Here is a 25,593-nt window from a genome sequence, read left to right as displayed (position 1 = left end):
TTTACATCTCTCCTAATAGTTGTTTGACTCGCTTCTCATCCTGTTTGGTAAATACCGAATTGACTAAAATCGTCGGCACCTTCGTTTCTACTGGCAAATTAATGGTGGTTAAGATCAGATCGATATCCTGGTAGTCTTGCGCATGCTTTCGGTACATACGAGCGGAAAGCACATCCACGATATCCAACTCTGGAAATGCCCGTTGGACTTTGACTTTCAGCAGTTCAGAGGTTCCTACGCCGCTACTGCACATGATTAAGACTCGCTGTCTGCGCCGTCGAATGACTTTAAATTTCACAAAATACAGCACCAAGAAACCAATCTCGTCTTCCGATATGGGATTCGTTCCATAGGTTCGCTCCACTTCCTTGCTGACTTGTGCCACTTGCTCAAAAATCCTTGGGTACTCTAGTTGAATGTCATTTAGCAGACCGTTTTTCACGATAATTTTATTCTTTAGCCGATAGAGCATCGGCTGAATATGGCAAAGTAGATCGGTCTTGTCTGTTTGCTGGTTCAATTTAATACCCAGTGCTTTTTCCATCTGCTTAGTAAAAAACTCCGTGATTTCGCTGGCTTCTTTTGTCAGATTGGTCATTGCCAAGGGTTTGTTTTCTACTCTGGAAGACACTAGATACTGGTAGAGATAAAATACCTCACTTTCTGGCAGCTCCGTCACGAGATAGGCATTGATTCTTTCAATCACTTGTTGGGCAATTTGATAAAACTCTTGGTGCTGTTCAATCAAATGCTGTTCTTCCTCATCTAAACCCTCAATTATCTCTTCACGGTCAATTTCTCCTTCCCTCATTCGTAAAATCAGAATATACAGATGCGAGAAAATATTCATGTTGTAAGGATACGCAATACTGTTCGCGAGTTTTCGCTCAATGAATTCAAGAATTGAGGTAATAAAGTTGATATCAAAGGCATTGATGGGATATTTTTGCGTGACCATTTCTTCATTCCACACATGGGTTTTCGTAAAGAGATCATTGACACAGCGACGGATATTTTTTTCGGTACCAATCACTGCAATTCTCTTATCGGATCGGATCAACTGGAGTTCAAAGTACTGAAAATATTCCGAAAGACGATTGATATCACTACTTATCACTGCTTCACTCAAATAGTAATGAGCGAACAACTCTTTGATCATTAAACGCTTTGGTGATTTAAACAATACATGCAGGGCAATCGCATGACGTCGCTCAAGCGGCTCATCATGTTGATCCGTTTCTTGATTTTCAATCGTGCCTCTTAGATACGCTTCATAGTCCAAACAAAATCCTTTGCCGATTTCAGACCGAATGATTTCTGAACCAGCAGCCTCATTGATCCGCTTGATCGTCCGATAAATGGTTTTTGTTGAAACCTTAGCAGCTGTGGCTAGTTCATTAGCGGTCAAATTCATCCCCTGTATCATAAACTGCTCAATCAAACGTGTTTCTCTCTTGCTCAGCTTCATACTGTCTCCCTCCGTATCTTTACTATAGCCTTCTTTAGCTCGAGTAATTCTTAATCGATGTCCACTGATTTGGACATTTTAAAAATAACGCTTTCATTAATCGTCCCAAATGCCCCTTTTCTAAGATGAAAGAAGGGCGCATTCTTTTTCGTGACATCTCCTTTTGCTAAACAAAAAAAGCTTGCCATTCCGAAGAATGACAAGCTTTTCCTTCACACTGAGTCAATCAGGTGCTGGGCATTGATTAGTTTTGGCTGTTCAATGCGTCTTCAGCAGCCATTTGTGCTTCGATGTCTGAGATGCTGTAGACATTTTCGCTGGCAACTGTTACTTCTTTTGGTTCCATTTCACGGTAACGAGGCATACCAGTACCAGCTGGGATGATCTTACCGATGATAACATTTTCTTTCAATCCAAGAAGTGGATCTTTCTTGCCGCGGATCGCTGCATCGGTCAACACACGAGTGGTTTCTTGGAAGGACGCAGCAGACAAGAAGCTGTTGGTTTCCAAGGATGCTTTCGTGATCCCTAATAGGACTGGACGGCTAGTTGCAGGAACGCCGCCGGCTACCAATGTGTCGTAGTTGCGGTCTTTAAAGTCGGCGATATCCAACAATGTTCCTGGCAAGATGCCTGAATCACCTGGATCCATGACGCGGACTTTACGCAGCATTTGACGAACCATTACTTCGATATGTTTGTCGCCGATTTCTACCCCTTGCATACGGTACACGCGTTGAACTTCCCGTAATAGGTAGTTTTCAACAGACAAGACATCGCGAACTTGTAACAGTTGTTTTGGATCGATCGATCCTTCTGTCAATGGTGCACCACGATGGATAAAGTCGCCTTCTGCTACTTTCATCCGGGCAGTATAAGGAACGGTATACGTACGCGTATCGGTTTCCCCTTTGATGGTCACTTCTTTGGTCCGAGTTGAAGGATCTTCTGAGATATCGATGACTTCTCCGGTAACTTCGGTAATGACCGCTTGTCCTTTCGGATTACGGGCTTCAAAGATTTCTTGGACACGAGGGAGACCTTGCGTGATATCGTCTCCGGCAACCCCGCCGGTATGGAAGGTACGCATGGTCAACTGAGTACCAGGTTCACCGATTGATTGGGCAGCGATGGTACCGACTGCTTCCCCAACTTCAACTTCAGAACCAGTGGCTAAGTTGCGGCCATAACAATGTTTACATACACCATGTTTGGTGTTACATGTAAAGACAGAGCGAATCGATACTGTTTCGATGCCAGCATCTACCGTTGCTTTGGCTAGGTCTTCGGTGATCAATTGGTTGACCCCAAGAATCACTTCGCCAGTTTCCGGATGGATGATTGATTTACGAGTGTAACGACCAACTAAACGTTCTTCTAAGGATTCGATGATTTCGTTTCCTTCGCGAATTGCTTGAATATCTAAACCACGGTCAGTGCCACAATCGTCTTCACGGATGATGACATCTTGGGCAACGTCAACGAGACGACGTGTCAAGTAACCGGAATCGGCTGTTTTCAAGGCGGTATCGGTCATCCCTTTACGGGCACCATGGGTCGAGATAAACATTTCCAAGACAGATAGACCTTCACGGAAGTTTGAGATGATCGGCAATTCCATGATACGTCCGTTAGGCGCGGCCATCAATCCACGCATCCCAGCAAGCTGAGTAAAGTTGGAGATGTTACCACGGGCACCGGAATCAGACATCATGAAGATTGGGTTTTTCGCTTCCAATGATTCCATCAGTTTTAACTGAATTTCATCTTTGGCTGCATTCCAAACACCAATAACTCGTTCATAACGCTCGTCATCGGTAATCAATCCACGACGGAATTGTTTCGTGATCGTTTCTACTTGTTTGTGGGCATTGTCGATGATTTCATGTTTTTCGTGCAAGTTCATGATATCAGCGATACCAACGGTGATACCCGCCATTGTTGAGTGGCTGTATCCTAAGTCTTTCATGCGGTCAAGCATGCGTGACGTTTCAGTGATGCGGAAACGTTTGAAGACTTCTGAAATGATGTTTCCTAAGTTTTTCTTCTTGAATGGGCCAACAAGCTCTTGTTCTTTGATGAAGGCAGGCACATCTGTACCAGCTTCAATAAAGTACTTGTCTGGTGTTTGAACCGTCAAGTTGTAGTCTGTCGGTTCGTTCAAGAATGGGAATTCTGGGGGCATGATCGAGTTGAAGATCACTTTACCCACTGTTGTTACCATCAAACGTTGTTTTTGTTCAGACGTGAATGGTTTGTCCCCTAAAGTGTTTGGATTGATGGCGATCCGTGTGTGTAAATGCACGTAGCCATTGCGCCATGCCGTAACTGCTTCGTCCATGTCACGGAAGATCATGCCTTCCCCTTCACGGCCTTCTTCTTCCATCGTCAAGTAGTAGTTCCCTAGGACCATATCCTGAGATGGTGTTACAACTGGTTTTCCGTCTTTTGGATTCAAAATGTTTTGGGCTGCTAGCATCAGCATACGTGCTTCTGCTTGCGCTTCTTCGTTCAATGGTACGTGAACGGCCATTTGGTCTCCATCGAAATCGGCATTGTAGGCTTCACAAACAAGTGGGTGCAAACGAATGGCACGGCCTTCAACTAAGACTGGTTCAAATGCTTGGATACCTAATCTGTGCAGCGTAGGTGCCCGGTTCAATAGCACTGGATGTTCTTTGATGACATCTTCTAAAACATCCCAAACTTCGTCTTCTTGACGTTCGATTTTGCGTTTGGCATTTTTAATGTTTGACGCGATTTCACGAGAAACAAGCTCCCGCATCACGAATGGTTTGAACAATTCGATCGCCATTTCTTTTGGCAGACCACATTGGTACATTTTCAGGAATGGACCAACGACGATAACTGAACGACCTGAGTAGTCGACCCGTTTTCCTAGCAAGTTTTGACGGAAACGACCTTGTTTCCCTTTCAACATGTGAGAAAGAGATTTCAATGGGCGGTTCCCTGGCCCTGCAACTGGACGGCCACGACGACCGTTATCGATCAAGGCATCAACTGCTTCTTGCAGCATCCGTTTTTCATTTTGAACGATGATGTTTGGTGCATTCAAGTCTAACAAGCGTTTCAAACGGTTGTTACGGTTGATTACACGACGATACAAGTCGTTCAAGTCACTTGTGGCAAAACGTCCACCTTCTAATTGCACCATTGGACGCAAATCAGGCGGGATAACTGGGATAACGTCCATGACCATCCAGCTTGGTTTGTTTCCTGAAGCACGGAATGCTTCTAAGATATCCAAACGGCGGATCGCACGGGTCCGTTTTTGACCAGTCGCGTTTTTCAATTCTTCTTTTAATTCAGCAACTTCGCCTTCAAGATCAACGCCATCTAATAATTGTTTGATGGCTTCGGCACCCATCGCTGCTGAAAATTCTTGACCGTATTGGTCACGTTTTTCACGGTATTCCCGTTCAGTCAATAGTTGTTTTTTCTCAAGGCTGGTGTTTCCTGGTTCAATCACTACGTATGAAGCAAAGTAGATGATTTCTTCCAATGCACGTGGGCTCATGTCTAGGACAAGACCCATCCGTGAAGGAATGCCTTTGAAGTACCAAATGTGTGATACTGGTGCTGCTAATTCAATGTGTCCCATGCGTTCACGACGCACTTTTGAACGTGTTACTTCCACGCCGCAACGGTCACAAACGATGCCTTTATAGCGGATCCGTTTGTATTTGCCGCAAGCACATTCCCAGTCTTTGGTTGGACCGAAAATACGCTCGTCAAACAACCCTTCGCGTTCAGGTTTTAACGTACGGTAGTTAATGGTTTCTGGTTTTTTTACTTCACCATAAGACCAGCTTCTGATTTTTTCAGGAGAAGCCAAACCGATTTGCATACTTTCGAATTTATTTACATCGATCAAAAAAGGTTCCCTCCATTTCATTTCATGGACATATCCGATAGAACGGGGGCTATTTCCGCTAGTGGCGGAAATAGCGAGGGCCGTCTATTATTGCAAGCGATCTTCTGCTGTCTCGATTTGTTGGTTCAACGCGTCGGCGGCATTTTTAGCTTCTGTTTGTGCTTTTTGTTCTAATTCACGGGCTGTTTGTTGCTCCGCAAATTTTGTTAAGGCATCAACGGTGATCAAATCATCATCGTCATCATCCATATCGCGCAGTTCAATCTCTGCATCATCGATATCTAGGACACGCATGTCTAGACCCAGTGATTGCAATTCTTTTACTAATACGCGGAATGATTCTGGTACACCTGGTTTTGGAATTGGTTCCCCTTTGACGATCGCTTCGTATGTTTTCACACGACCAACCACGTCATCTGATTTGTAGGTCAAGATTTCTTGCAAGGTGTAAGCAGCACCGTATGCTTCCAGTGCCCAAACTTCCATCTCTCCGAAACGTTGTCCACCAAATTGGGCTTTTCCTCCCAATGGTTGTTGAGTAACCAATGAGTAAGGTCCAATGGAACGGGCATGCAATTTATCATCGACCATGTGGGCCAATTTGATCATGTACATGACACCAACGGAGATGCGGCCATCAAATGGTTCGCCGGTACGTCCGTCGTAAAGCACTGTTTTGGCATCGCTGGCCATTCCTGCTTCAGCAACCGTTGCCCAAACATCTTCATCACTGGCACCATCAAAGACTGGTGTTGCCACGTGAATGCCTAATTGACGCGCAGCCATTCCTAAGTGTAACTCTAATACTTGTCCAATGTTCATCCGAGAAGGTACCCCTAATGGGTTCAGCATGATATCGACTGGTGTGCCATCTGGTAAGAAAGGCATGTCTTCTTCTGGCATAATGCGAGAAACGACCCCTTTGTTTCCGTGACGTCCGGCCATTTTATCCCCTTCATGGATTTTCCGTTTTTGAACGATATAAACGCGAACCAGCATGTTCACACCTGGTGACAATTCATCGCCAGCTTCGCGGGTAAAGATTTTGACATCGTGGACGATTCCGCCGCCGCCGTGAGGCACGCGTAGAGAAGTGTCACGCACTTCGCGGGCTTTTTCACCAAAGATTGCGTGCAACAAACGCTCTTCTGCTGAAAGTTCCGTTACCCCTTTTGGAGTGACTTTCCCAACAAGCAGATCGCCATCTTTGACTTCCGCACCAATGCGGATAATGCCCATTTCGTCTAGGTCTTTCAACGCGTCTTCCCCAACGTTCGGGATTTCGCGAGTGATTTCTTCAGGTCCTAATTTTGTGTCGCGGGCTTCTGATTCATATTCTTCAATATGGACAGAAGTGTAAACATCATCTTTCACCAAACGACGGCTCATGATGATGGCATCTTCATAGTTGTACCCTTCCCAAGTCATGAATGCGACTAAGACGTTTTGTCCTAATGCCATTTCACCTTGTTCCATAGATGGGCCATCTGCTAAGATATCGCCTTTTTCCACTTTTTCACCAAGTGCCACTAATGGACGTTGGTTGTAGCTGGTTCCTGAGTTTGAACGACGGAATTTGGTAACAGAATAAACGTCTAATGCGCCATTGTCACGACGAACGCGCACTTCGGCTGCATCCACGTATTCTACGATCCCATCATGTTTACATAACAAAGCAGCTCCTGAGTCATGTGCTGATTTGTATTCCATACCAGTACCAACCCAAGGTGCTTTCGGATTGATCAATGGTACTGCTTGCCGCTGCATGTTGGCACCCATCAAGGCACGGTTGGAGTCATCGTTTTCCAAGAAAGGGATACATGCGGTTGCGACTGCGACTACTTGTTTTGGTGATACGTCCATGTAGTCGACTTTATCGATCGATACTTCCAAGTTTTCAGAAGTAGCACGCGCCATAACAACGTCGTTTACGAAAGAGCCGTCTTCATTTAACAAGCTGTTTGCTTGGGCCACAACGTAGTGGTCTTCGGTATCGGCAGTCAAGTAATCGATCTTGTCAGTAACACGGCCTGTTTCGCGGTCAACTCGACGGTATGGTGTTTCAATGAAGCCATACTTGTTGACTTTGGCATAAGAGGCCAAGCTGTTGATCAACCCGATGTTTGGTCCCTCAGGCGTTTCGATCGGACACATACGGCCATAGTGGGAATAGTGAACGTCTCGGACTTCATAGCCGGCACGGTCACGCGTCAAACCACCAGGTCCTAAGGCAGATAGACGACGTTTATGGGTCAACTCACCCAGTGGGTTTGTTTGGTCCATGAACTGTGACAACTGAGAAGAACCAAAGAATTCTTTGATACTTGCGACAACTGGACGAATATTGATCAATTGTTGCGGTGTTAAGGTTTCGGTGTCTTGGATCGACATCCGTTCACGCACGACACGTTCCATCCGAGCAAGCCCGATCCGGAATTGGTTTTGCAATAATTCACCAACAGAACGAATCCGACGGTTTCCTAAGTGGTCGATATCATCGACATTGCCGATGCCTTCCATCAAGTTGAAGAAGTAGCTCATTGAAGCAATGATGTCTGCTGGACGAACGGTACGTGTAGCAGTATCTGGATAGCCATTACCGATCACGTTGACTTCTTGTTCTGGATCTTTTGGTGAAAAGACTTTGATGACTTGGACGGTCATTGGTTCGGTCACGACCCCATCTTCTGATGGATAGTACGTTACGCTGTTTAGGCCATTATCGATAAATGCGCCTAATGTTTCCATGACTTGGTGAGTCAAAACAGTGCCTTTTTCAACAATGATCTCGCCTGTTTCAGGGTCAACCAAGGTTTCTGCTAAGGTCAAGTTCAATAGACGTGTTTTCAAGTCTAATTTTTTGTTTACTTTGTAGCGACCAACATTTGCTAAGTCGTAACGTTTTGGATCGAAGAAACGTGCGTTCAGCAAGCTTCGTGAGCTGTCTGCTGTTTTTGGCTCGCCTGGACGAAGACGTTCGTAAACATCTTTCAATCCTTCTTCGGTACGAGAATCGCTTGCGTTTTTATGCAAGTCTTTTTCGATCGTGTTGCGCAATGATTCACTGTCGCCGAAAATTTCAAAGATCGTATCATCAGAACCAAACCCTAGGGCACGGACTAAGACCGTCAAAGGAATTTTACGGGTACGGTCAATCCGTACGTAAGAGATATCTTTGGCATCAGTTTCCATTTCTAACCACGCACCGCGGTTAGGGATAACAGTTGAACCAAAGCCTTCTTTGCCGTTTTTATCGACTTTGCCATGGAAATATACACCTGGAGAGCGGACCAACTGAGAAACGATAACCCGTTCTGCCCCGTTGATGATAAAGGTTCCTTGTTCAGTCATTAATGGGAAATCACCAAAGAATACTTCTTGGGATTTGATTTCCCCGGTTTCACGGTTCGTCAAACGCAAAGTAACATGTAATGGTGCCGAATAGTTTGCATCATGGGCACGTGCTTCTTCTACTGTATACTTTGGTTCTTTCAATTCATAATCCACAAATTCTAGGGACAAGTTACCGTTGAATCCTTCGATTGGCAAAATATCTTCAAACATTTCTCTTAGGCCCTCATCTAGGAACCATTGGTAAGAGTCGGTTTGAATTTCAATCAAATTCGGTAATTCTAATACTTCACTGATCCGTGCGAAACTTCTACGTTCGCGATGCTTTCCGTATTTTACTACGTGTCCAGCCAAGCTCTTCACCTCTTCATAAAGTCTTTCAAAAAGGCTATCCGATTATTTACAAAACTGTAACAAATATTAAATATAGGTTACAGAAAGCATTTTTTGCGGCTTTTAGGCAAAAAAAAACCAAAAATAGAACGGATGCATTGGGCATTTTCTACTTTTGTTTCCTTATTCCTAAGCCGAAACGGACAATATTTCGTTTCTGCTTTTTTCGTTCAGATAGTTTTTGCAACTCCTTATTATACAGATGAAGCATTTTCCTGTCAAGCTTTCATTGGAAGTTACAATGCTTTTCTGATGCACCCATTTCCTAAGATTTTCTAAAGAAAAAAACAGGCTGGTGGGGGCTGTTTTTCGTAAGAAACTACTTTGCTTTTTGCCGATTTCTTGCTATGCTAACGAAAACGTTACACGTGAAACATTAGGAAGGATATCCTTATGACGACAAAAGAAAAAATATTGACCTTATTACAAAAAGAAGATACTGTACTGTCTGGAGAAAAACTAGCCCAAGCTTTGTCGATCTCTCGTACAGCAGTCTGGAAAGCCATTAAAGAACTCGAGAAAGAAGGCTATCATTTCGAACACTTGGCCAACGGCTATCGCTTTGTCTCGGATGATCGCTACGATCAAGCAGCACTTGCAGCCGCCTTGCCGATGATCCCCACGATTCAAATCAAGGATGCTGTTGAGTCTACTATGAAAGAAGCCAAGATCGCCGCTTTGGACAGTGGACTGGCAACCCCCGCCCTTTTTTTGACCGAAACACAAACAGGCGGTCACGGCCGCTTCGAACGTCCGTTTTTCTCACCGAAAAAACAAGGGATCTATATGAGCTTGCTTTTAAAACCAAACCAAGCGTTTCAAGAATTGCCACAATATACCGTTTTGGCAGCGGTGGCAGTCGCCGAAGCCATCGACGCCCTTCTAATGAAGGAAACGGCCATTAAGTGGGTCAACGATCTGTACTTAGATGGAAAAAAAATCTGCGGTATTTTGTCTGAAGCAACCAGTGACTTTGAAACAGGCCGCATTACTTCGGTTGTGATCGGTATCGGTATCAGTTTTTCAATTCCACAACAGCAGTTTCCAGCAGAGATTCGGGAAAAAGCGACTTCACTCTTTCCTGGTGAGGAGTATCCAACCTTTTCTCGAGCAGTATTGATTCAAGAAATTTGGCGTCGGTTCTTCCAATTATTGGCACAACTGCCTGACATGGATTATATGGCCCGCTATCGGCAAAAATCCTTCGTTTTGGGCCGCACCGTTCAATTTACGCAACAAGGTGTGACCTATGAAGGAATTGCCAAAGACATTACCAACACCGGTGAATTGGTGGTGGAAGCAGCGACGGAGCGCAAGGTGCTTTCTTCTGGAGAAATCAGTTTGGAACGGTATTGAGGCTGCTTTCGTAGGTAACCAGTCACAGCAAGCGTAGACACAAACACTCCATAAACAGACCTGCTTATTCCGAGGGGTTAAATAAAAAGCAACCTAGGCAGCTCCCAAACAAACTTTACTGCTACGATCAATTTCGCAGAAAAAGCGAGCCTCATCTTTTCATAATAAGTATCATGCTCGTTCTTTTATCATGTCTTTTCTACAGTTTTATGTGCTATTTTATTCCCCACATAAAAAAGATCGACCTGCTCTTTCAAGAGCGGGTCGATCTTTTTTTTAAAGCAATTGCCACAACAGACAGAAAAGCAAGCCTAAGGCGTAGCTGCTGTTGAATAAAATCATGTTCTTAATCGAGTAGCCGAAACTACGTGGGTGGGGCAGGCTGGCTTGATGCTCCTTCAAGTTTTGGCGGATTTTCGGCAGTGTTAGAAACACGAGCAAAATCGGCCATTGGAAGAGACCAAACAAGAGGCCCAACAAAATAGCGGCGTAGGAAGCTAGCATCATTCCTTGAAACAGACGGATACCTGCTTCGCGACCGATGTAGTACACCAGCGTGTAGCGGTGATTTTCGATATCGGCTTCCAGATCCCGTAAGTTATTGGCTAACATGATGTCAGCAATCGTGAAAATCAATGGCAAAGATGCCAACACGATGGCACACACGGCCCAGAGGTTCCCCACTAAGCCAAAGGTTCCGTTCGCAAAATCCAGTGCCAGATAAAACACTTTTTGATCAATAGTATTGATATAGATCGTGATGGCAAAAATCCCTAATCCCATCGTTACGCCACTGAACACCTCGCCTAAAGGCATCCGCGATAACGGAATGGGGCCAAAGGTATAAAAGACTCCGATAAAACAAACCACCAACCCCATCACTAGCAGCAGCCAGCCGGTAACAAAGGTCAAGTAAAGACCGATCAGTAAGGTTCCTGCCAACATCGCAAAAATCAGATTGCGAACAGTAGCTTCTGAGATGTTTTCGCGCCCGATCACATTGTGCTGGTATTTGTAGGTTTCTGATTTGGCTTTTTTGAAATCCATATAATTGTTGATGGATGTCGTCGTCAAATCAAACAGCAGCATCCCCAGAAAAAAGATTGCGGTATTCAAAGGATGAAATTCATGAAAATACACCAACGAGAACAACACACCCATAATGAAGGGGAAGACACTGGCCACTTTGGTACGGATCTCCACTACTTCTAAAAACACTGAAAGAGACATCTTTCACTCCTCCTATTCTAAATCCGCACGATCACCCATCGTGTAGCCTGATTCCTCTGAAAGTTCAAAGGTATCTTTGATACCGTCGGTTACATACACTTTGTCTTCTTTTGTGATAAAGATCGCATCGGTACCCTTTTCGGTATGCTGTTCGATATAGGCTAAACCTTCCTTGACCCCTTTATCAAATGCCACCGTAGTTAACCCATCGCCATCGATGGATTTGTCGGTGATGACAGTCACACTTGCCACATCGCTGTCGTAAGGATAGCCAGTTTCAGAATCGAAAATATGATGGTACGTTTTGCCGTCTACTTCTAAATAGCGTTCGTAGATCCCTGAAGTAACTACTGTCTTATTGGTTTCTTTGATACTGCCGATAATCGAGCCGCGAGATTTGTTCGGGTCTTGGATTCCGACATTCCATGGCTCATCTGTGCCGCGGTTACTATGACCTAACACATAGACATTCCCGCCCAAATCGACGATCGCGGAAGTCACACCATTGTCCTTCAACACTTTGACGACTTCGTCCGTGATATAGCCTTTAGCGATCGCCCCAAGGTCAAGGATCATGTCCTTGTCTTTTAAATAAACGGTTTGATCTTCATCGTTAAACTCGACTTGTTCATAATTGATATGCTTCAATGCTTCATCGATCTCAGATTGCTCTGGCTTGCGGGCATCATCAAAGCCGATCCGCCATAATTGAGTGATGGCACCGATGGCCATATTAAAGCCGCCTTCTGATTTCACACTGTAATCGTAAGCTTCTTTTAACAAATAATAGATGTCATCCGAAACCTTTACCGGCTTGATACCAGCTTGCGCATTGATCTCATCGATCTCTGACCCTGCTTGGTTGATGGTGATTTTATCGCCTAACTCTCTGATGCGGTCAAAGGCAGGCTTCATGGCGTCCTCTTTGCCTTCATCATAAATGCGAATCCGAGTATAAGTGCCTAATAAAAATTCTTCTTGAAAATATGGTTCTTCTCGCAGCGTCGTTGCTTCCTGATCACTGCCACAAGCTGCCAACATTGTGCCTAAAAAAACAAACATCAGAAAAAACGTTACTTTCTTTTTCATGATTTTCCTCTTTTCTATTGTCTTCAACCTTCATATAATAGCCTTTTTTTGGCAGAATGAAAAGGGGCATTCCGTGATTCCACAACGTATTTTAGGAATCCTTAATCGAACTTTTTCTTCTTTGTAAAAAACAGTTCTTTTAAAAAAACCTTCCCACCAGATTGCTTCCTTTTGCACGAACTTGCTTTTGTGACCTTGCTGCCCACGAAAAAAAGACAGCACTCAAAGCGAATGCTGTCCTCTTAATGGAAAGAAGTTGTGATTATTCAGTAACGAAGTTATCCACTTCGATTGTTGTTTGGTCGCCTTTTTCAGCGGCATTCAACAATTGTTGTGCATAGATAACAAAGCTGTGGAAGCTGTGGGTTGCACCAGAAACTACATCCATGTCTGCCACAGAACCATCTTCAGCATTGACTGCAGAAACAAAAGCTTCATTGAAGTTTGGAATAAATTCTTCTGGACTTGTACCAGATTTAGCTTCCATGTTTTCGTTGTATGATGCATCATCTTTTTTCGACTCGCCGGCTTCGTTTAGGTAGTCGTAGTTTGATTCAGAGATTTTGCCATCAGCCACAGTCATTGAGAAGACTACGCGGTAACCATTTGAGTAGTTCTTTTCTTCTAATGTATAGGTTCCGTCTTTCAAGTCTGCCCCATTGTCGATTTCAATGGTTTCCGTGTTTCCTGCTTGCGCCGCTTGAATTAATTGTTGTGCATAGTTTTGGAAGGAATCAAAGGAATGAGTCGCGCCAGAAACTACTTCGATTGAAGAAGGGCTTTGTGCGGCAACTAACTCTTCATTGAATTTAGGAATAAACTCTTCTGGGCTGATACCTGCTTTTTCTTTCATCGTTTCATTGTATTCAGTGTTTTCTGTTTTTGATTCGCCATCCGCATTGACGTTGTCATATTTTGATTCAACGATTTTGCCGTCTTTGACTGTGATCTCAAAGGTAACACGGTAGTCGTTTTTGTAGTTCTTTTCTTCTAAACGATATGTCCCATCTTGCATTGGCTCGCCTGCAACAACGGTTGCTTCCGTGCTTTCTGTTGATGCTGAATCGCTTGCAGAAGTTTGTGATGTACTTTCACTAGTTGACGAAGAAGCTGTATTGTTGTTGTCCGCTCCGCAACCCCCTAACAATAATGCTGCGAATGAAAATACCGCCATACCTACAATCAATTTCTTTGCTTTCATAATTATCCACCTTTTACTTGTTTATTTTCCCCACAAAAAAGTTTGTGATACATCTAACATTGTAAAGTAAATTTACGATATGTCAACCGCTTCCTTTCCGCTTTTTCTCGAAAAAATGACTTATTTTTTGATTTTCGCAAGTTTTCACGAATTTCAGGAAATATGCGTTTTTTTCATCAGAATCGTTAGACAAATGAACCATTTGTCTATATAATAGGAACGATTGTGTAATTATTATCATAGATTATTTTTATTAAGGAGAGATTTGCAATGGCAAAGAAAAACATTGTCGTTGTCGGTGCCGGTTATGCAGGCGTTTCTGCTACGAAGTACATGGCAAAGAAATTGAAAAAAGACAATGATGTTGAGATAACATTGATCGACCGTCACTCTTATCATACGATGATGACTGAACTGCATGAAGTCGCTGGAGGACGTGTAGAACCTACCGCAATTCAATATGACTTGCAGCGCTTGTTCTCACGCAAGAAAAATGTTCGTTTAGTAACCGATACAGTAACTGGGATCGATAAAGAAAATAAAACTGTCCAAACAAAATTAGGTAGCTATTCATTTGACTACTTGATCTTAGGGATGGGTGGCGAACCGAATGACTTCGGTACACCTGGCGTTAAAGAAAACGGCTTTACTTTATGGTCATTTGACGATGCTGTCCGCATTCGCGAACACATTGAAAAAACTGTCGCAAAAGCAGCGATCGAACCAGATGCAGCATTACGCAAAGCAATGTTGACCTTTGTCGTTTGTGGTTCTGGATTTACCGGGATCGAAATGATCGGTGAACTGATCGACTGGAAAGATCGTTTAGCTTCCGATTATAAATTGGACCCAAGTGAAATCAGCTTGAAAGTCGTTGAAGCAATGCCAACGATCTTAAACATGCTTGATCGTAACGATGCAGCCAAAGCAGAGCGTTACTTGAAGAAAAACAATGTTGATCTTGTCTTGAATGCACCAATCGTTGAAGTGGCACCTGACCACATCAAACTAAAAGATGGTTCAACGATCCCAACCCACACATTGATCTGGACTGCCGGTGTCAAAGGAACTAGCGATGCTGCTGATTTCGGTTTAGAAACTGCTCGTGGGTTCCGTCTAGTTGCCAATGAGTACATGGAAGCAAAAGGCTACGAAGACAAAAACATCTATATTATTGGTGACTTGGTTTACTTCGAAGAATTCCCGAACACACCAACACCACAAATCGTGCAAGCAGCTGAACAAACAGGTCACACTGCAGCAACGAATACCGTTTCAGCCATCAAAGGTGGCGAAAAACATAAATTCAAAGGAAACTACCAAGGATTTATGGTTTCCATCGGTGCCAAATGGGGCGTGGCGAACTTATTCAATAAGATTCACCTGAGCGGTTTCTTAGCGATCATTATGAAACACATCGTTAACTTGAAATACTTCTTTGATATTCGTTCTGGTTACTACATGTTCCAATACTTGATGCATGAAATCTTCCACATCAAAGATGACCGGACAGTCGCTCGTGGTCACACGTCTCGTTACGGTAACGTCTTGTGGAGTGTTCCGCTTCGTATTTTCTATGGTCTTGTCTGGTTCGTTGAAGCCTTCAAGAAAATTTTGGGTACGAATGGGGAAGTCTTCAAACCTGGTACTTGGTTCGGTGAAGGTTCTTGGTTCCAAGGCAACAGCGTATTCCCTTGGACTTGGGAATATCAAACAGTCGCTGATGCAGCCAGTGGTGCTAGTGAAGCAGCCGATGCAGCAAGTGCCGCTAGTGGTGCCGGTGAAGCAGCCGATGCAGCGACACAAGCCGCACACTTCGGTTTGAGCTATGCTTACGGTGAACAACCAATGATCGTGATTGAAAAATCACCTGACTGGTTCACAAAAGTTATGCAATTTATTATGCCAAACAACGACGTTGCCATGTTCTTCCAAAAATTCATGGTCTTCTTTGAAATTGCTTTAGCTCTTGCATTGATGGCTGGTCTCTTCACTTGGTTAGTAAACGCAACGACTATCGTTTTGGTGTTGACTTTCTGTATGTCTGGTATGTTCTACTGGGTAAACATCTGGTTCATTCCAGTTGCATTTGCCTTGATGAACGGTTCAGGACGCGCAGTCGGTTTAGACCGTTGGGTAATCCCATGGTTGCAACGTACCCTTGGAAAATGGTGGTACGGTACCCCTCGCTCCTTATATGGCAATAAATAAGCCAGCAAAATAGAATACCTGTACGACTTCATGAGACTAAGACATTCTGATTTTCAATCAGTGTCTTGGTCTCTTTCCAAGTACAGAACTTTTTCTTGATCGTCCTTGCACAGAAATCGGTGGATTATTGAGGGTTCAGCTAGTAGAATCTTGTCTTCTTATGCTAGAATGAGACACATCACATGAAAGAACAGGAGTCTTTTTTGATGAAACTAAAAGAATTTATCCGCGATGCCCATTTAAAACCATGGGATGGCGTCATCATACTTGTTTTGATCCTCAGCTCTTTTTTACCGCTTTTTATTTTTGGCCAGACGCAAACGGCTGACAAAGAAGCCGTCTTACGGGTCGATGGGACAGAAATCAAACGTTTTGACTTAGTTGAAGGTCAAAAAGCATACACCTATCTTTATGAAGATGAAGACGGAGATACCAATTTACTGGAGATCGAAGGCGATCGGATCCGAATCAAGGAAGCTGATTGCGGCGACCAGATTTGTGTCCGCCGTGGCTGGGCCAGTAAAAATGGGGAAACCATCGTCTGTCTACCTCATAAATTGGTGATCGAAATCCAAGCCGCAGATGGGAGTGAGACCGACGATCTAATCTATTGATCGTTTGCTTATGAGTCGATTACAACGAATAATTTTCATCTCACTGCTGGTCGCCCAAGGGGTCGTGATTGGTTTAGTTGAAAATATGATCCCTTATCCATTTGCCTTTGCGCCTGGTGCGAAACTAGGTTTGGCAAATTTAATTACCATTATTGCTTTGTTCACCATGCCGAAAAAAGACAGCTTTCTCTTGATTTGGCTAAGACTGATCTTAACGACGTTACTAGGAGGAACGGTTTCGACCTTCTTATATAGTATGAGTGGTTCCTTACTGAGCTACTTTGGGATGTCTTTGGTGAAACAGTTGGGGCCTAAGCGTGTCAGTATCATCGGCATTAGTGCGGCTGGCGGTTTCTTGCACAACGTCGGACAGTTGATCACCGCCTCATGGATCGCTCAATCCTGGAGCGTGATGCTCTACTTGCCGGTCCTGTCTTTCTTTGGGATCTTGTCCGGGATCGCTATCGGGATCGCCGCCAACTACTTGCTGCGCCGTGTCGAAACACTGCGCCGTTTTCAAATTGATTATGAACGCCAGACCAAAGTCAAATGGCGCTCGGATTCAGAATAAAGGAGTTAATTATGAAACTTCATTCCATGTGGCAAGAGTATCCAGCACTGCAAGCTGACTTATCTGCCTCCTTGCAATTGATGGAAAAATCATTAAAACTAAAAAACAAAGAGGTCGAACAAGCGATCCTGGCCATGATCCATTCAGGTGGAAAACTGCTGCGTCCTGCTTATCAGCTGCTCTTTTCTGCTTATGGCAGCGACAAAGATCGCGAAAAAGCCGTCGCATTGGCGGCCTCGATCGAGATGCTCCACACTGCTTCGCTGATCCACGACGATATCGTTGATCATGCGGACATCCGCCGCAAGCTGCCGACCATTCGTTCCGAATTTGGCAACGATGTCGCTGTCTATGCTGGTGATTACCTCTTTGTCTGCTGCTTTAAATTGATGGCGGATTATGCCAGCTCCATGAAAAGCTTGCAGATGAATTCCCGTAGTATGGAAAAAATCCTGGCCGGCGAATTAGGGCAAATGAGCAAACGATACGATTTGTCCGTCACTGTCGAGGATTACTTAGAAAACATTCGCGGCAAAACCGCTGAGTTGTTTGCTTTAAGCTGCTTCATCGGGGCTTATGAAAGCGGCACTTCCTTGCGCTTTGCCAATCAAGCCCGTGAGATCGGTGAAGCCATTGGCCTTGCCTTTCAAATCATGGATGACGTCTTGGATTACAGCCAAGACGCGACTGCCTTAGGAAAACCAGTATTGGAAGATGTTCAGCAAGGCGTCTATTCTTTGCCGCTGTTGATGGCATTGAAAAATGACCGCCAACAACTGTTGCCACTGCTGGAAAAACAAGCCGCAATGACTGAGGCGGATACCCATGAAGTCTATCGGATCGTCCAAGAAAGCGCCGGGATTGACGAAGCCAAGAAACTCGCAGCCGACTACACGAAAAAAGCTTTGCAGGCGATCCAGAAATTGCCTGAGACCAAAGATGAAACCAAAACATATCTTTATCAGATCACTGCTCAGATCCTTGGGCGTCAGAACTGATCAAGGATCTAGCAAAAGCCTAGCAGCTGGAATCATACTGAAATAAGTCCCCAAGGGTAGATTTTTGATCTACCTTTGGGGGCTTTTTAGTTGATAGCTAGAATTTTATACGCAAAAAAAGCCTCAACGGACAAATCATCTGTCCGTTGAGGCTTTTTTTCTTTTAACGCATCGTCACAAATTCTTCTGACCCCGTCGGATGAATGGCAACGGTTTGATCAAAGTCTGCTTTCGTAGCACCCATTTTGATGGCTACAGCGAAGCCTTGCAGCATTTCATCGACACCGATCCCGACGCCGTGCAGACCGATGATTTTTTCTTCTTCTCCTAAGCACACCAATTTCATCTCACATTTTTGGCGATACTCATTTAAAGCAAAGTACATCGGTGTAAAGCGCGAACGATACACCTTTATCTGCTCTTGGCCGTATTTTGCCAAGGCTGCTTCTTCGGATAAACCAATCGTGGCAATCGGTGGATGCGTAAAGATGACCGTCGGTACTAAATTATAATCCAAGTACGCATCGCTTTGACCGTTGAACAAGCGTTCAGACAAGCGACGACCGGCGGCGATCGCAACCGGGGTCAAATCCAATTTTCCAATGACATCGCCCACCGCAAAAATCGAGTCAGCTGTGGTATTTTGATATTTGTCCACAATGATAAACCCTTTTTCATCCAATTGGACATCGGTGTTTTCCAGACCTAACTTGTCCGTATTCGGCACACGACCACCAGCAAAAAGGACGCAATCGCCGGTCAAAGTTTCGCCATTTTCAAAGTGAACGATATACTCGTCACCTTCTTTAATGATACGAGAGGCCACGTAGCCTGCATAAGTTTCGATTCCTGATTCTTGGTACATCTCCACGAGATTATCCGCAAGCATCTTGTCAAAGGTTCGTAATGGCCGCTCTTTGCGGTACGCCCAAGCCACTTGGCTGCCCAGCTGTTGGCTGACCCCGCTGATTTCGGCTGCGATGTAGCCTGCCCCTAAGACGACCATACGCTTTGGTGCTTCTCGCAACGCAAAAAAACCATTCGAGTCAATGGCGTACTCACCGCCGGGAATATTCATCGCGCTAGGTTTTCCACCGGTGGCGATCAAAATGTTTGCTGCATGGTAGTTTTCCCCATTGACGGTAATCGTGTGGTTATCCACAAACTGTGCATAACCGTGGATAACTTCTACATTATTGCTGTCTAAGCCTTTTTGATAGGCTGTGTGTAAAAAATCAATGTATTTTTCACGGTTATCCACAAGTTCAGTAAAATTAAATTTATCCACATGCGGATAAATGCCGTAGCTAGTTGCGTCCCGTTTGATCATTTCTAACATCTCACTGGCTTGCCACATGACTTTTTTCGGTACACAGCCGACATTGACACAGGTGCCGCCTAATTCATTGCCTTCGATCAATAATACTTTGGCGCCGTGCATCCCTGCCCGATTGGCTGAGGCGATCCCGCCGCTGCCGCCACCAATTACTATGTAGTCGTATGTTTCCATATTTGTTGTTTCCTCCTTAAGATTGTCTATGTTCTCATCGATCCTTTTTGGCTGGATTGATTCAACAAAAAAAGCCGAGAGAAACTCTCGACCTTATTTTTTCTTCCGAATCATGTCTCCGACTTCCACCGGTTCTTTGACCGGCATCGTCAGCAGCATCATAGGATTTGGTGCACGATCGATGGATTCACCGTCTTCATTATACATGACTTCGACGGTTTGGTGAAAGTGATGGAATCCGGGACCGTAAAATTCGATTTCATCGCCGACGGAAAAGTGGTTCCGTTGCCGAATCGTAGCTGTTTTCGTTGCCGGATCATACGCCATGACTTCCCCAATAAATTTGTATTGCGGAATTTTCCGACGTGGACCAAACAACTGCTCATTTTCACTTGGGGTATCGTAGTAAAAGCCTGACGCAAGCTCGCGCTGCGCAACTTTCCACAATTCATCGATCCATTCTTGTTTGCAGACATAGTTCTCTGGATCGGCCATGTAACTGTCCACGGCTGCTTTATAAACGTTCGCCACAGTTGAAACATAGTGGATCGATTTCATGCGGCCTTCGATTTTGAAACTATCAACGCCGTTTTCAATCAGATCAGGGATATGTTCGATCATCGACATATCCACGGCACTCATGGAGAATTCTTCTTCCACTGTCCCATTCTTAGTCAAACTGTTTCGTTCCGTTGCAAAGGGCATGTCGAACAGATCATATTTCCAACGGCAAGATTGCGAACAGCCACCGCGATTGGCGTCTCGCATCGACATATGATTGGACAAAGTACAACGGCCAGAATACGAAATACACATGGCGCCATGAATAAAGGCTTCGATCTCCACGCTAGTATTTTTGCGGATCTCAGCGACTTCCTCCATCGACACTTCTCGGGCGAGGACGACCCGTTCTAGGCCTTCTTCCCGCCAAAATTCCAATGTTTCATAATTCGTGGCACTAGCTTGGGTGGACAAATGGATCGGTAGACCTGGCGCTTCTGTTGCGCAGATCTGGATCAATGCGGGATCAGAAACGATCACGGCCGAAATACCGACATCTCGCAATTCCCGAAAGAATTCCCCTGCACCTTCTTGATTGCCCTCATGGGTCACCATATTGGCTGCTACATAGACTTTTGCGTTGTGGGCTTTGGCAAAAGCCACCCCTTCCGCCATTTCTTCATAGGTAAAGTTACCCGCGCGACTCCGTAGACCATAGGCATTGCCGCCGATATAGACAGCGTCAGCGCCATAGTGGATCGCTGTTTTTAATTTTTCTAACGTACCAGCTGGTGCTAACACTTCTGGTCGTTTCAATGCTTGTTTAACGGTCATTTGTTCTTGCTCCTTACTTGATATCGTCAGGATCGATGGCATAAAATCCAGTGTCTAACCCACGTTCTGCCGGATGAAGTTGGGCAACTTGTTCACTGAGCACAGCTGCTTGCTCTGCTTGCCACTTCCCACTTTCCACAAGGCTCTTGGCTTGGGCAAACAGTTTAGCAATTGCCACAAAGGCAGCCCCTCGTGTATAGATTCCGTCCAGCTTCCAGATTTGAAAGCCTGTTGCGGCTAATTCCGCCAGCTGCAGCATCAGATTGATGTCGTTATTGGCAAAAATGTGCGTGCCGTGGCTATCTTCATAAATGGAATAGTGGGTTTCTTCTTTTTTCGGTTCGGATAAAAACAACCCACGGTCGTGGTTCTTTTCTTCCGATTGTTGGGTATAGTTATAATAATTTTGTAAAAGCGGACGCTTCGATTGGTGAATGCAGGTCGCACCATAAACCAATACTTCCACAGGAATATTTAGTTGCGGGGCCATGATTTTCATTTCCTCGAAAGGAACTTCTCGCGCTAAAACGGCTGCCTTTGCTCCTTTTTGTCCCCAAAAATTGATTTGACGAGCGCTCGTTACTAAGGTTTCCCCTGCATAGATAAATGGCAAGGCACATTCTGGATTTTGCTTCATGCGGTAAATAATCCCAGGATCTCCGAGAGCAATTTGATCGGCTTGATTGGTCTTCAGAAATGCTAGGTATTCTGGAATCAGCTTCATTTTTTCTGGATGCATGATGCCATTGACTGCGATCGTCACTTTCTTTCCAGCTTCGTGGGCCATGTCGATCAGTCTGATTTGCTCTTCACGAGAAAAAGAGGCCGGTAGGCGCAGCCCGAATGTCTCTTCTCCAAAAAACAATGTATCAACATAAGGGATGAGCTGCTGTGCTTGCTCGATCGATTCCACCGTGGCGATAATCTCAACCATAATACTCCTCCTTTTTTCAACTCATTCATAGTATCACACAGCAGGGTTCTTTCCAAGAGGTCTCGTTACTCTTTTTTTCACGAATAACGCTTTACTCATTAATCAACCGTTGTCATAAAGCTGTTTATAAGGATATTTTTTTGTGAATCACCAATCATAATCAATGGAGAGTTCTTGATCACTACAAGACATAGCAAGACAAAAAAAGCGGCGTTCCTATGGATGCCGATTGCTCGACCATAGAAACGCCGCTGCCGTTATTGGCTCGACTTAAACTTGTTGCAAGACCCGTGCTTGTCCCTCTTTGACATTGAGGGTGATCGATCCTTTGGAAGCACCGATCGTCACTTTGTCACCTAAATGAATTTGTCCTGATAGGAGTGCTTCACTTAAACGGTCTTCGACTTCTTTTTGCAAGGCCCGACGAATCGGCCGTGCCCCATATTCTGGATCAAAACCAGCTTTACCGATCACATCAATGGCAGATGGCGTGATCTTCAATTGGATGTCTTGGTTGCCTAATCGTTTGATAATCGCTTTGCTCATGATCTTCACGATCTCGTGGATCTCCCCTTCACCTAAGGATTGGAAGACTACTGTTTCATCCACACGGTTCAAGAACTCTGGACGGAAGGCTTTTTTCAGCTCTTCTAAGATCCGTTTTTGCATCGCTTGGTGATCTTTCGTTAAATCAGTGACATTAAAACCAACGCTTTTTTCTTCGCGGATTTGTTGGGCACCGATATTAGAGGTCATGATCAAAATCGTGTTACGGAAATCGACTTTCCGACCTTTGGCATCCGTCAAATGGCCATCATCCAGCACTTGCAAGAGGATATTGAAGACATCGGGATGGGCTTTTTCCACCTCGTCCAATAAGATGACGGAGTAAGGTTTTGAACGGATTTTTTCCGTCAATTGCCCACCTTCATCATAGCCGACATAGCCTGGCGGTGAACCGATCAAACGGCTCGTGCTGTATTTTTCCATAAATTCGGACATATCGACACGAACCAAGGCATCTTCACTACCAAACATCGCTTCTGCTAAGGCTTTGGCAAGCTCGGTTTTCCCGACACCAGTCGGACCTAAGAACATGAAGGAACCGATTGGGCGATTCGGATCTTTCAACCCACTGCGGGCGCGGCGGATCGAACGAGCGACTGCTTTGACCGCTTCTTCTTGGCCAACTACCCGTTGATGCAAGATCTTTTCAAGATCCAACAAGCGTTCGCTTTCTTTTTTCTCCATCTGTTGCAAAGGTACGCCGGTCCATTGGGAAACGACCGTGGCAACATCTTCTGCAGTAACACTATCGGCATAGCCTGAGGCTTCTTTGACTTCCATAAACGCTACTTCCGTCAGCTGTTGGGTCAATTTCTTTTCCTTGATCCGTAGACGAGCTGCTGCTTCAAAATCTTGCTGACGAATAGCGGCTTCTTTTTCTTCAATCAAGTTAGCGATCTCGTTTTGCAGATCTGCCAATTCTGAACTTTCATCGGTTTTGTCTAAACGCACTTTGGCAGCTGATTCATCCATCAAATCAATGGCTTTATCTGGTAATTGACGCGAATTGATGTAACGTACGGACAATTGCACAGCGGCGTGTAACGCATCATCAGAAATTTCCACCCCATGATGTTCTTCATAACGAGGACGCAACCCCCGTAAAATTTCTTCCGCTTCTTCTGGTGTTGGTTCGTCGACTTGCACCCGTGCAAAACGGCGTTCTAACGCAGAATCTTTTTCAATGTATTTTTGGTACTCATCTAGCGTTGTGGCACCGATGGTTTGCAATTCTCCACGGGCTAGGGCTGGTTTCAGAATATTCGAGGCATCAATCGCCCCTTCGGCTCCGCCGGCCCCAATCAGTGTATGCAATTCATCAATGAATAAGATGATTTGACCATCTTGATAGATCTCATCGATGATTTTTTTCATTCGGTCCTCAAACTCGCCCCGGTATTTCGTTCCGGCAACTAAAGCCCCCATGTCCAGCATCATCAAGCGTTTGTTTTGCATGTCTTCTGGGACTTCCCCATTGATGATTTTTTGGGCTAAGCCTTCGGCGATCGCGGTTTTCCCAACACCAGGTTCCCCCACGAGAACAGGGTTGTTTTTCGTCCGACGGCTAAGGATCTGGATCAGGCGTTTGACTTCTTTGGCACGCCCGACAACAGGATCTAGGCGTTTTTCACGGGCTAATTTGGTCAAATCACGGGCTAAGGAATCCAAGGTCGGTGTTCCTTGCTGCGCTTTGGCTTGGGCTGGACGACGACGACCAGCACTTCCGTTGGTTTTGCTTTCATTGAAGCCCATTTTTTTCTTCAAAAGCTGACGCATTTTCGCGAGACTCAAGCCGAGATTCAGCATGATTCGTGAAGCCAATATGTCTTCGTCTCTTAATAAGCCCAATAATAGATGTTCGGTACCGATTTGTGGTGCCCCTAAACGCTTGGCTTCATCCCCTGCATAAGCAAATGTATGTTTTGCTCGTGGTGAATATGCGAGATAGGCATTTTCTGGATATTGACGAACGGTGCCGTACCCTGTTAAATGTTCGATTTCTTCACGAATATCATTTTCTGTGATATTCATTTCCCGCAAGGTTTTGCCGGCAATCCCGTTTTGTTCAATGACCAATGCCAATAGAATGTGTTCAGAACCTACTGCTTGGTGCTTAAAGTATTTTGCTTCTTCTTGGGCGATAGCCAAAACGGCTTTCGCGCGTTGGGTGAATAATTCATCCATCTCTTTCACTTCCTGTCTTCGTAACTTAATCGTTCTAGAATTGCATGGAGCAAATCAGCTCGTGTTCTATTTTCATAAGGAGAACGTCCTAGAACTGCTTTCGCGATGACGGTCAACAATAAATTGCCTTCTCGCTTGGACAGGATTCCTTCCTCATAAAGTTTCTGGATTATTGCATATGCATCTTTTTCCGAGATGGTTTCATCGAATAATTGATTCATTTCTTTTAAGTAGTGGTGGCTGTCAGTAATTTTGACTTTCTCGATCCGAATATAGCCGCCCCCGCCGCGTTTGCTTTCAACCGCATAGCCTCTTTGAACGGTAAAGCGGGTATTGATCACGTAATTTATTTGTGAGGGCACGCAGTTGAACAAATTTGCCATTTCTGCGCGACGAATCTCAATGGTTTCACTGTCTTCAAGAATTTTCTTCAAATATGCTTCAATCAAATCGGAAGTATTGTGATGACTCAATTCATTCCCTCCCTTGACTAATTCTGACCTTCATTATACCCAATTTTTGAATCCTTGGAAAGATGTACGCTTGCACAAATGGCCGGACTAAAGGAAATTTTAAAGACACCGGCGCCTCACTATTAGGTTTAGAAACAAAAACAAGCAGCTGGACGGGGAACAAAAAGAGAATTCTTTGGTCCCCGAAGGCTGCTTGGTTAAAGTATTTGGTTT

At 44.6% G+C, this 25,593-nt stretch carries 16 protein-coding genes; 5 read left to right on the top strand and 11 right to left on the bottom strand.

From position 1 onward, the window contains the following. Window position 1: 1 nt before the first annotated feature. The 3 genes from FJU10_RS12185 to rpoB all read right to left on the bottom strand — a co-directional run bounded on the left by FJU10_RS12185 (window position 2) and on the right by rpoB (window position 9,068). Window positions 2–1,468: a BglG family transcription antiterminator gene (locus FJU10_RS12185; RefSeq protein WP_140966047.1), complete on the bottom strand. Its 1,467-nt coding sequence runs from the start codon at window positions 1,466–1,468 to the stop codon at window positions 2–4. Between the two features lie 244 nt (window positions 1,469–1,712). Next, window positions 1,713–5,363, bottom strand: coding sequence for a DNA-directed RNA polymerase subunit beta' (gene rpoC / locus FJU10_RS12180; RefSeq protein WP_081119190.1), 3,651 nt, complete (start codon window positions 5,361–5,363; stop codon window positions 1,713–1,715). A gap of 87 nt (window positions 5,364–5,450) precedes the next feature. Further along, window positions 5,451–9,068: a DNA-directed RNA polymerase subunit beta gene (rpoB, locus tag FJU10_RS12175; protein WP_008381746.1), complete on the bottom strand. Its 3,618-nt coding sequence runs from the start codon at window positions 9,066–9,068 to the stop codon at window positions 5,451–5,453. A gap of 432 nt (window positions 9,069–9,500) precedes the next feature. Between rpoB and FJU10_RS12165 the strand changes: the two genes are divergently transcribed. Next, window positions 9,501–10,463 (top strand): biotin--[acetyl-CoA-carboxylase] ligase, encoded by a 963-nt coding sequence (locus tag FJU10_RS12165; RefSeq protein ID WP_140966045.1) that lies wholly within the window; start codon window positions 9,501–9,503, stop codon window positions 10,461–10,463. Window positions 10,464–10,739: 276 nt separating this feature from the next. On the opposite strand, the gene menA is transcribed toward FJU10_RS12165, so the two are convergent. The 3 genes from menA to pplA form a co-directional block, all read right to left on the bottom strand. Continuing rightward, complete coding sequence (gene menA, locus FJU10_RS12160) at window positions 10,740–11,693, bottom strand: 1,4-dihydroxy-2-naphthoate polyprenyltransferase (RefSeq protein ID WP_096741968.1); 954 nt, start codon at window positions 11,691–11,693, stop codon at window positions 10,740–10,742. A gap of 12 nt (window positions 11,694–11,705) precedes the next feature. Further along, on the bottom strand, window positions 11,706–12,782 hold the full coding sequence (locus FJU10_RS12155) for an FAD:protein FMN transferase (protein WP_074536301.1): 1,077 nt from the start codon (window positions 12,780–12,782) through the stop codon (window positions 11,706–11,708). Between the two features lie 262 nt (window positions 12,783–13,044). After that, the gene (pplA, locus tag FJU10_RS12150) at window positions 13,045–13,983 is read right to left on the bottom strand and encodes an extracellular electron transfer flavoprotein PplA (protein ID WP_077454144.1); all 939 of its coding nucleotides are present in this window, start codon (window positions 13,981–13,983) and stop codon (window positions 13,045–13,047) included. Between the two features lie 270 nt (window positions 13,984–14,253). Here pplA and FJU10_RS12145 point away from each other — a divergent pair, with 270 nt between their 5' ends. The 4 genes from FJU10_RS12145 (at window position 14,254) to FJU10_RS12130 (ending at window position 18,377) form a co-directional block, all read left to right on the top strand. Then, window positions 14,254–16,194 carry an NAD(P)/FAD-dependent oxidoreductase gene (locus tag FJU10_RS12145; protein ID WP_140966044.1) on the top strand — a complete coding sequence of 647 codons (1,941 nt, stop codon included), beginning with the start codon at window positions 14,254–14,256 and terminating at the stop codon, window positions 16,192–16,194. Between the two features lie 206 nt (window positions 16,195–16,400). After that, window positions 16,401–16,808: a NusG domain II-containing protein gene (locus tag FJU10_RS12140; RefSeq protein WP_005230326.1), complete on the top strand. Its 408-nt coding sequence runs from the start codon at window positions 16,401–16,403 to the stop codon at window positions 16,806–16,808. A gap of 10 nt (window positions 16,809–16,818) precedes the next feature. After that, complete coding sequence (locus FJU10_RS12135; protein WP_005232987.1) at window positions 16,819–17,379, top strand: Gx transporter family protein; 561 nt, start codon at window positions 16,819–16,821, stop codon at window positions 17,377–17,379. A gap of 11 nt (window positions 17,380–17,390) precedes the next feature. After that, entirely contained in the window at window positions 17,391–18,377 is a 987-nt protein-coding gene (locus FJU10_RS12130) for a polyprenyl synthetase family protein (protein ID WP_140966043.1), read from the top strand. 163 nt (window positions 18,378–18,540) lie between these two features. Here the strand turns inward: FJU10_RS12130 and gor are convergent, their stop codons facing one another. The 5 genes from gor to FJU10_RS12105 form a co-directional block, all read right to left on the bottom strand. Beyond that, a complete protein-coding gene (gor, locus tag FJU10_RS12125) occupies window positions 18,541–19,887 on the bottom strand; it encodes a glutathione-disulfide reductase (protein ID WP_140966042.1) in 1,347 nt (448 codons plus the stop codon). 93 nt (window positions 19,888–19,980) lie between these two features. Beyond that, window positions 19,981–21,222: a peptidase U32 family protein gene (locus FJU10_RS12120; RefSeq protein ID WP_008381725.1), complete on the bottom strand. Its 1,242-nt coding sequence runs from the start codon at window positions 21,220–21,222 to the stop codon at window positions 19,981–19,983. A 13-nt stretch (window positions 21,223–21,235) separates the two neighbouring features. Then, complete coding sequence (locus FJU10_RS12115; protein ID WP_140966041.1) at window positions 21,236–22,156, bottom strand: peptidase U32 family protein; 921 nt, start codon at window positions 22,154–22,156, stop codon at window positions 21,236–21,238. A 270-nt stretch (window positions 22,157–22,426) separates the two neighbouring features. Further along, window positions 22,427–24,907 carry an ATP-dependent Clp protease ATP-binding subunit gene (locus FJU10_RS12110; RefSeq protein WP_008381720.1) on the bottom strand — a complete coding sequence of 827 codons (2,481 nt, stop codon included), beginning with the start codon at window positions 24,905–24,907 and terminating at the stop codon, window positions 22,427–22,429. Window positions 24,908–24,912: 5 nt separating this feature from the next. Then, window positions 24,913–25,380: a CtsR family transcriptional regulator gene (locus FJU10_RS12105; RefSeq protein WP_005230319.1), complete on the bottom strand. Its 468-nt coding sequence runs from the start codon at window positions 25,378–25,380 to the stop codon at window positions 24,913–24,915. Window positions 25,381–25,593: the final 213 nt, after the last annotated feature.

Origin of the sequence: Enterococcus sp. OL5, assembly GCF_006491895.1 — a bacterium.
Lineage (GTDB): Bacteria > Bacillota > Bacilli > Lactobacillales > Enterococcaceae > Enterococcus_D > Enterococcus_D innesii.
Note: the sequence above shows the minus strand (reverse complement) of the source record. Positions and strands in the feature narration are given on the sequence as shown.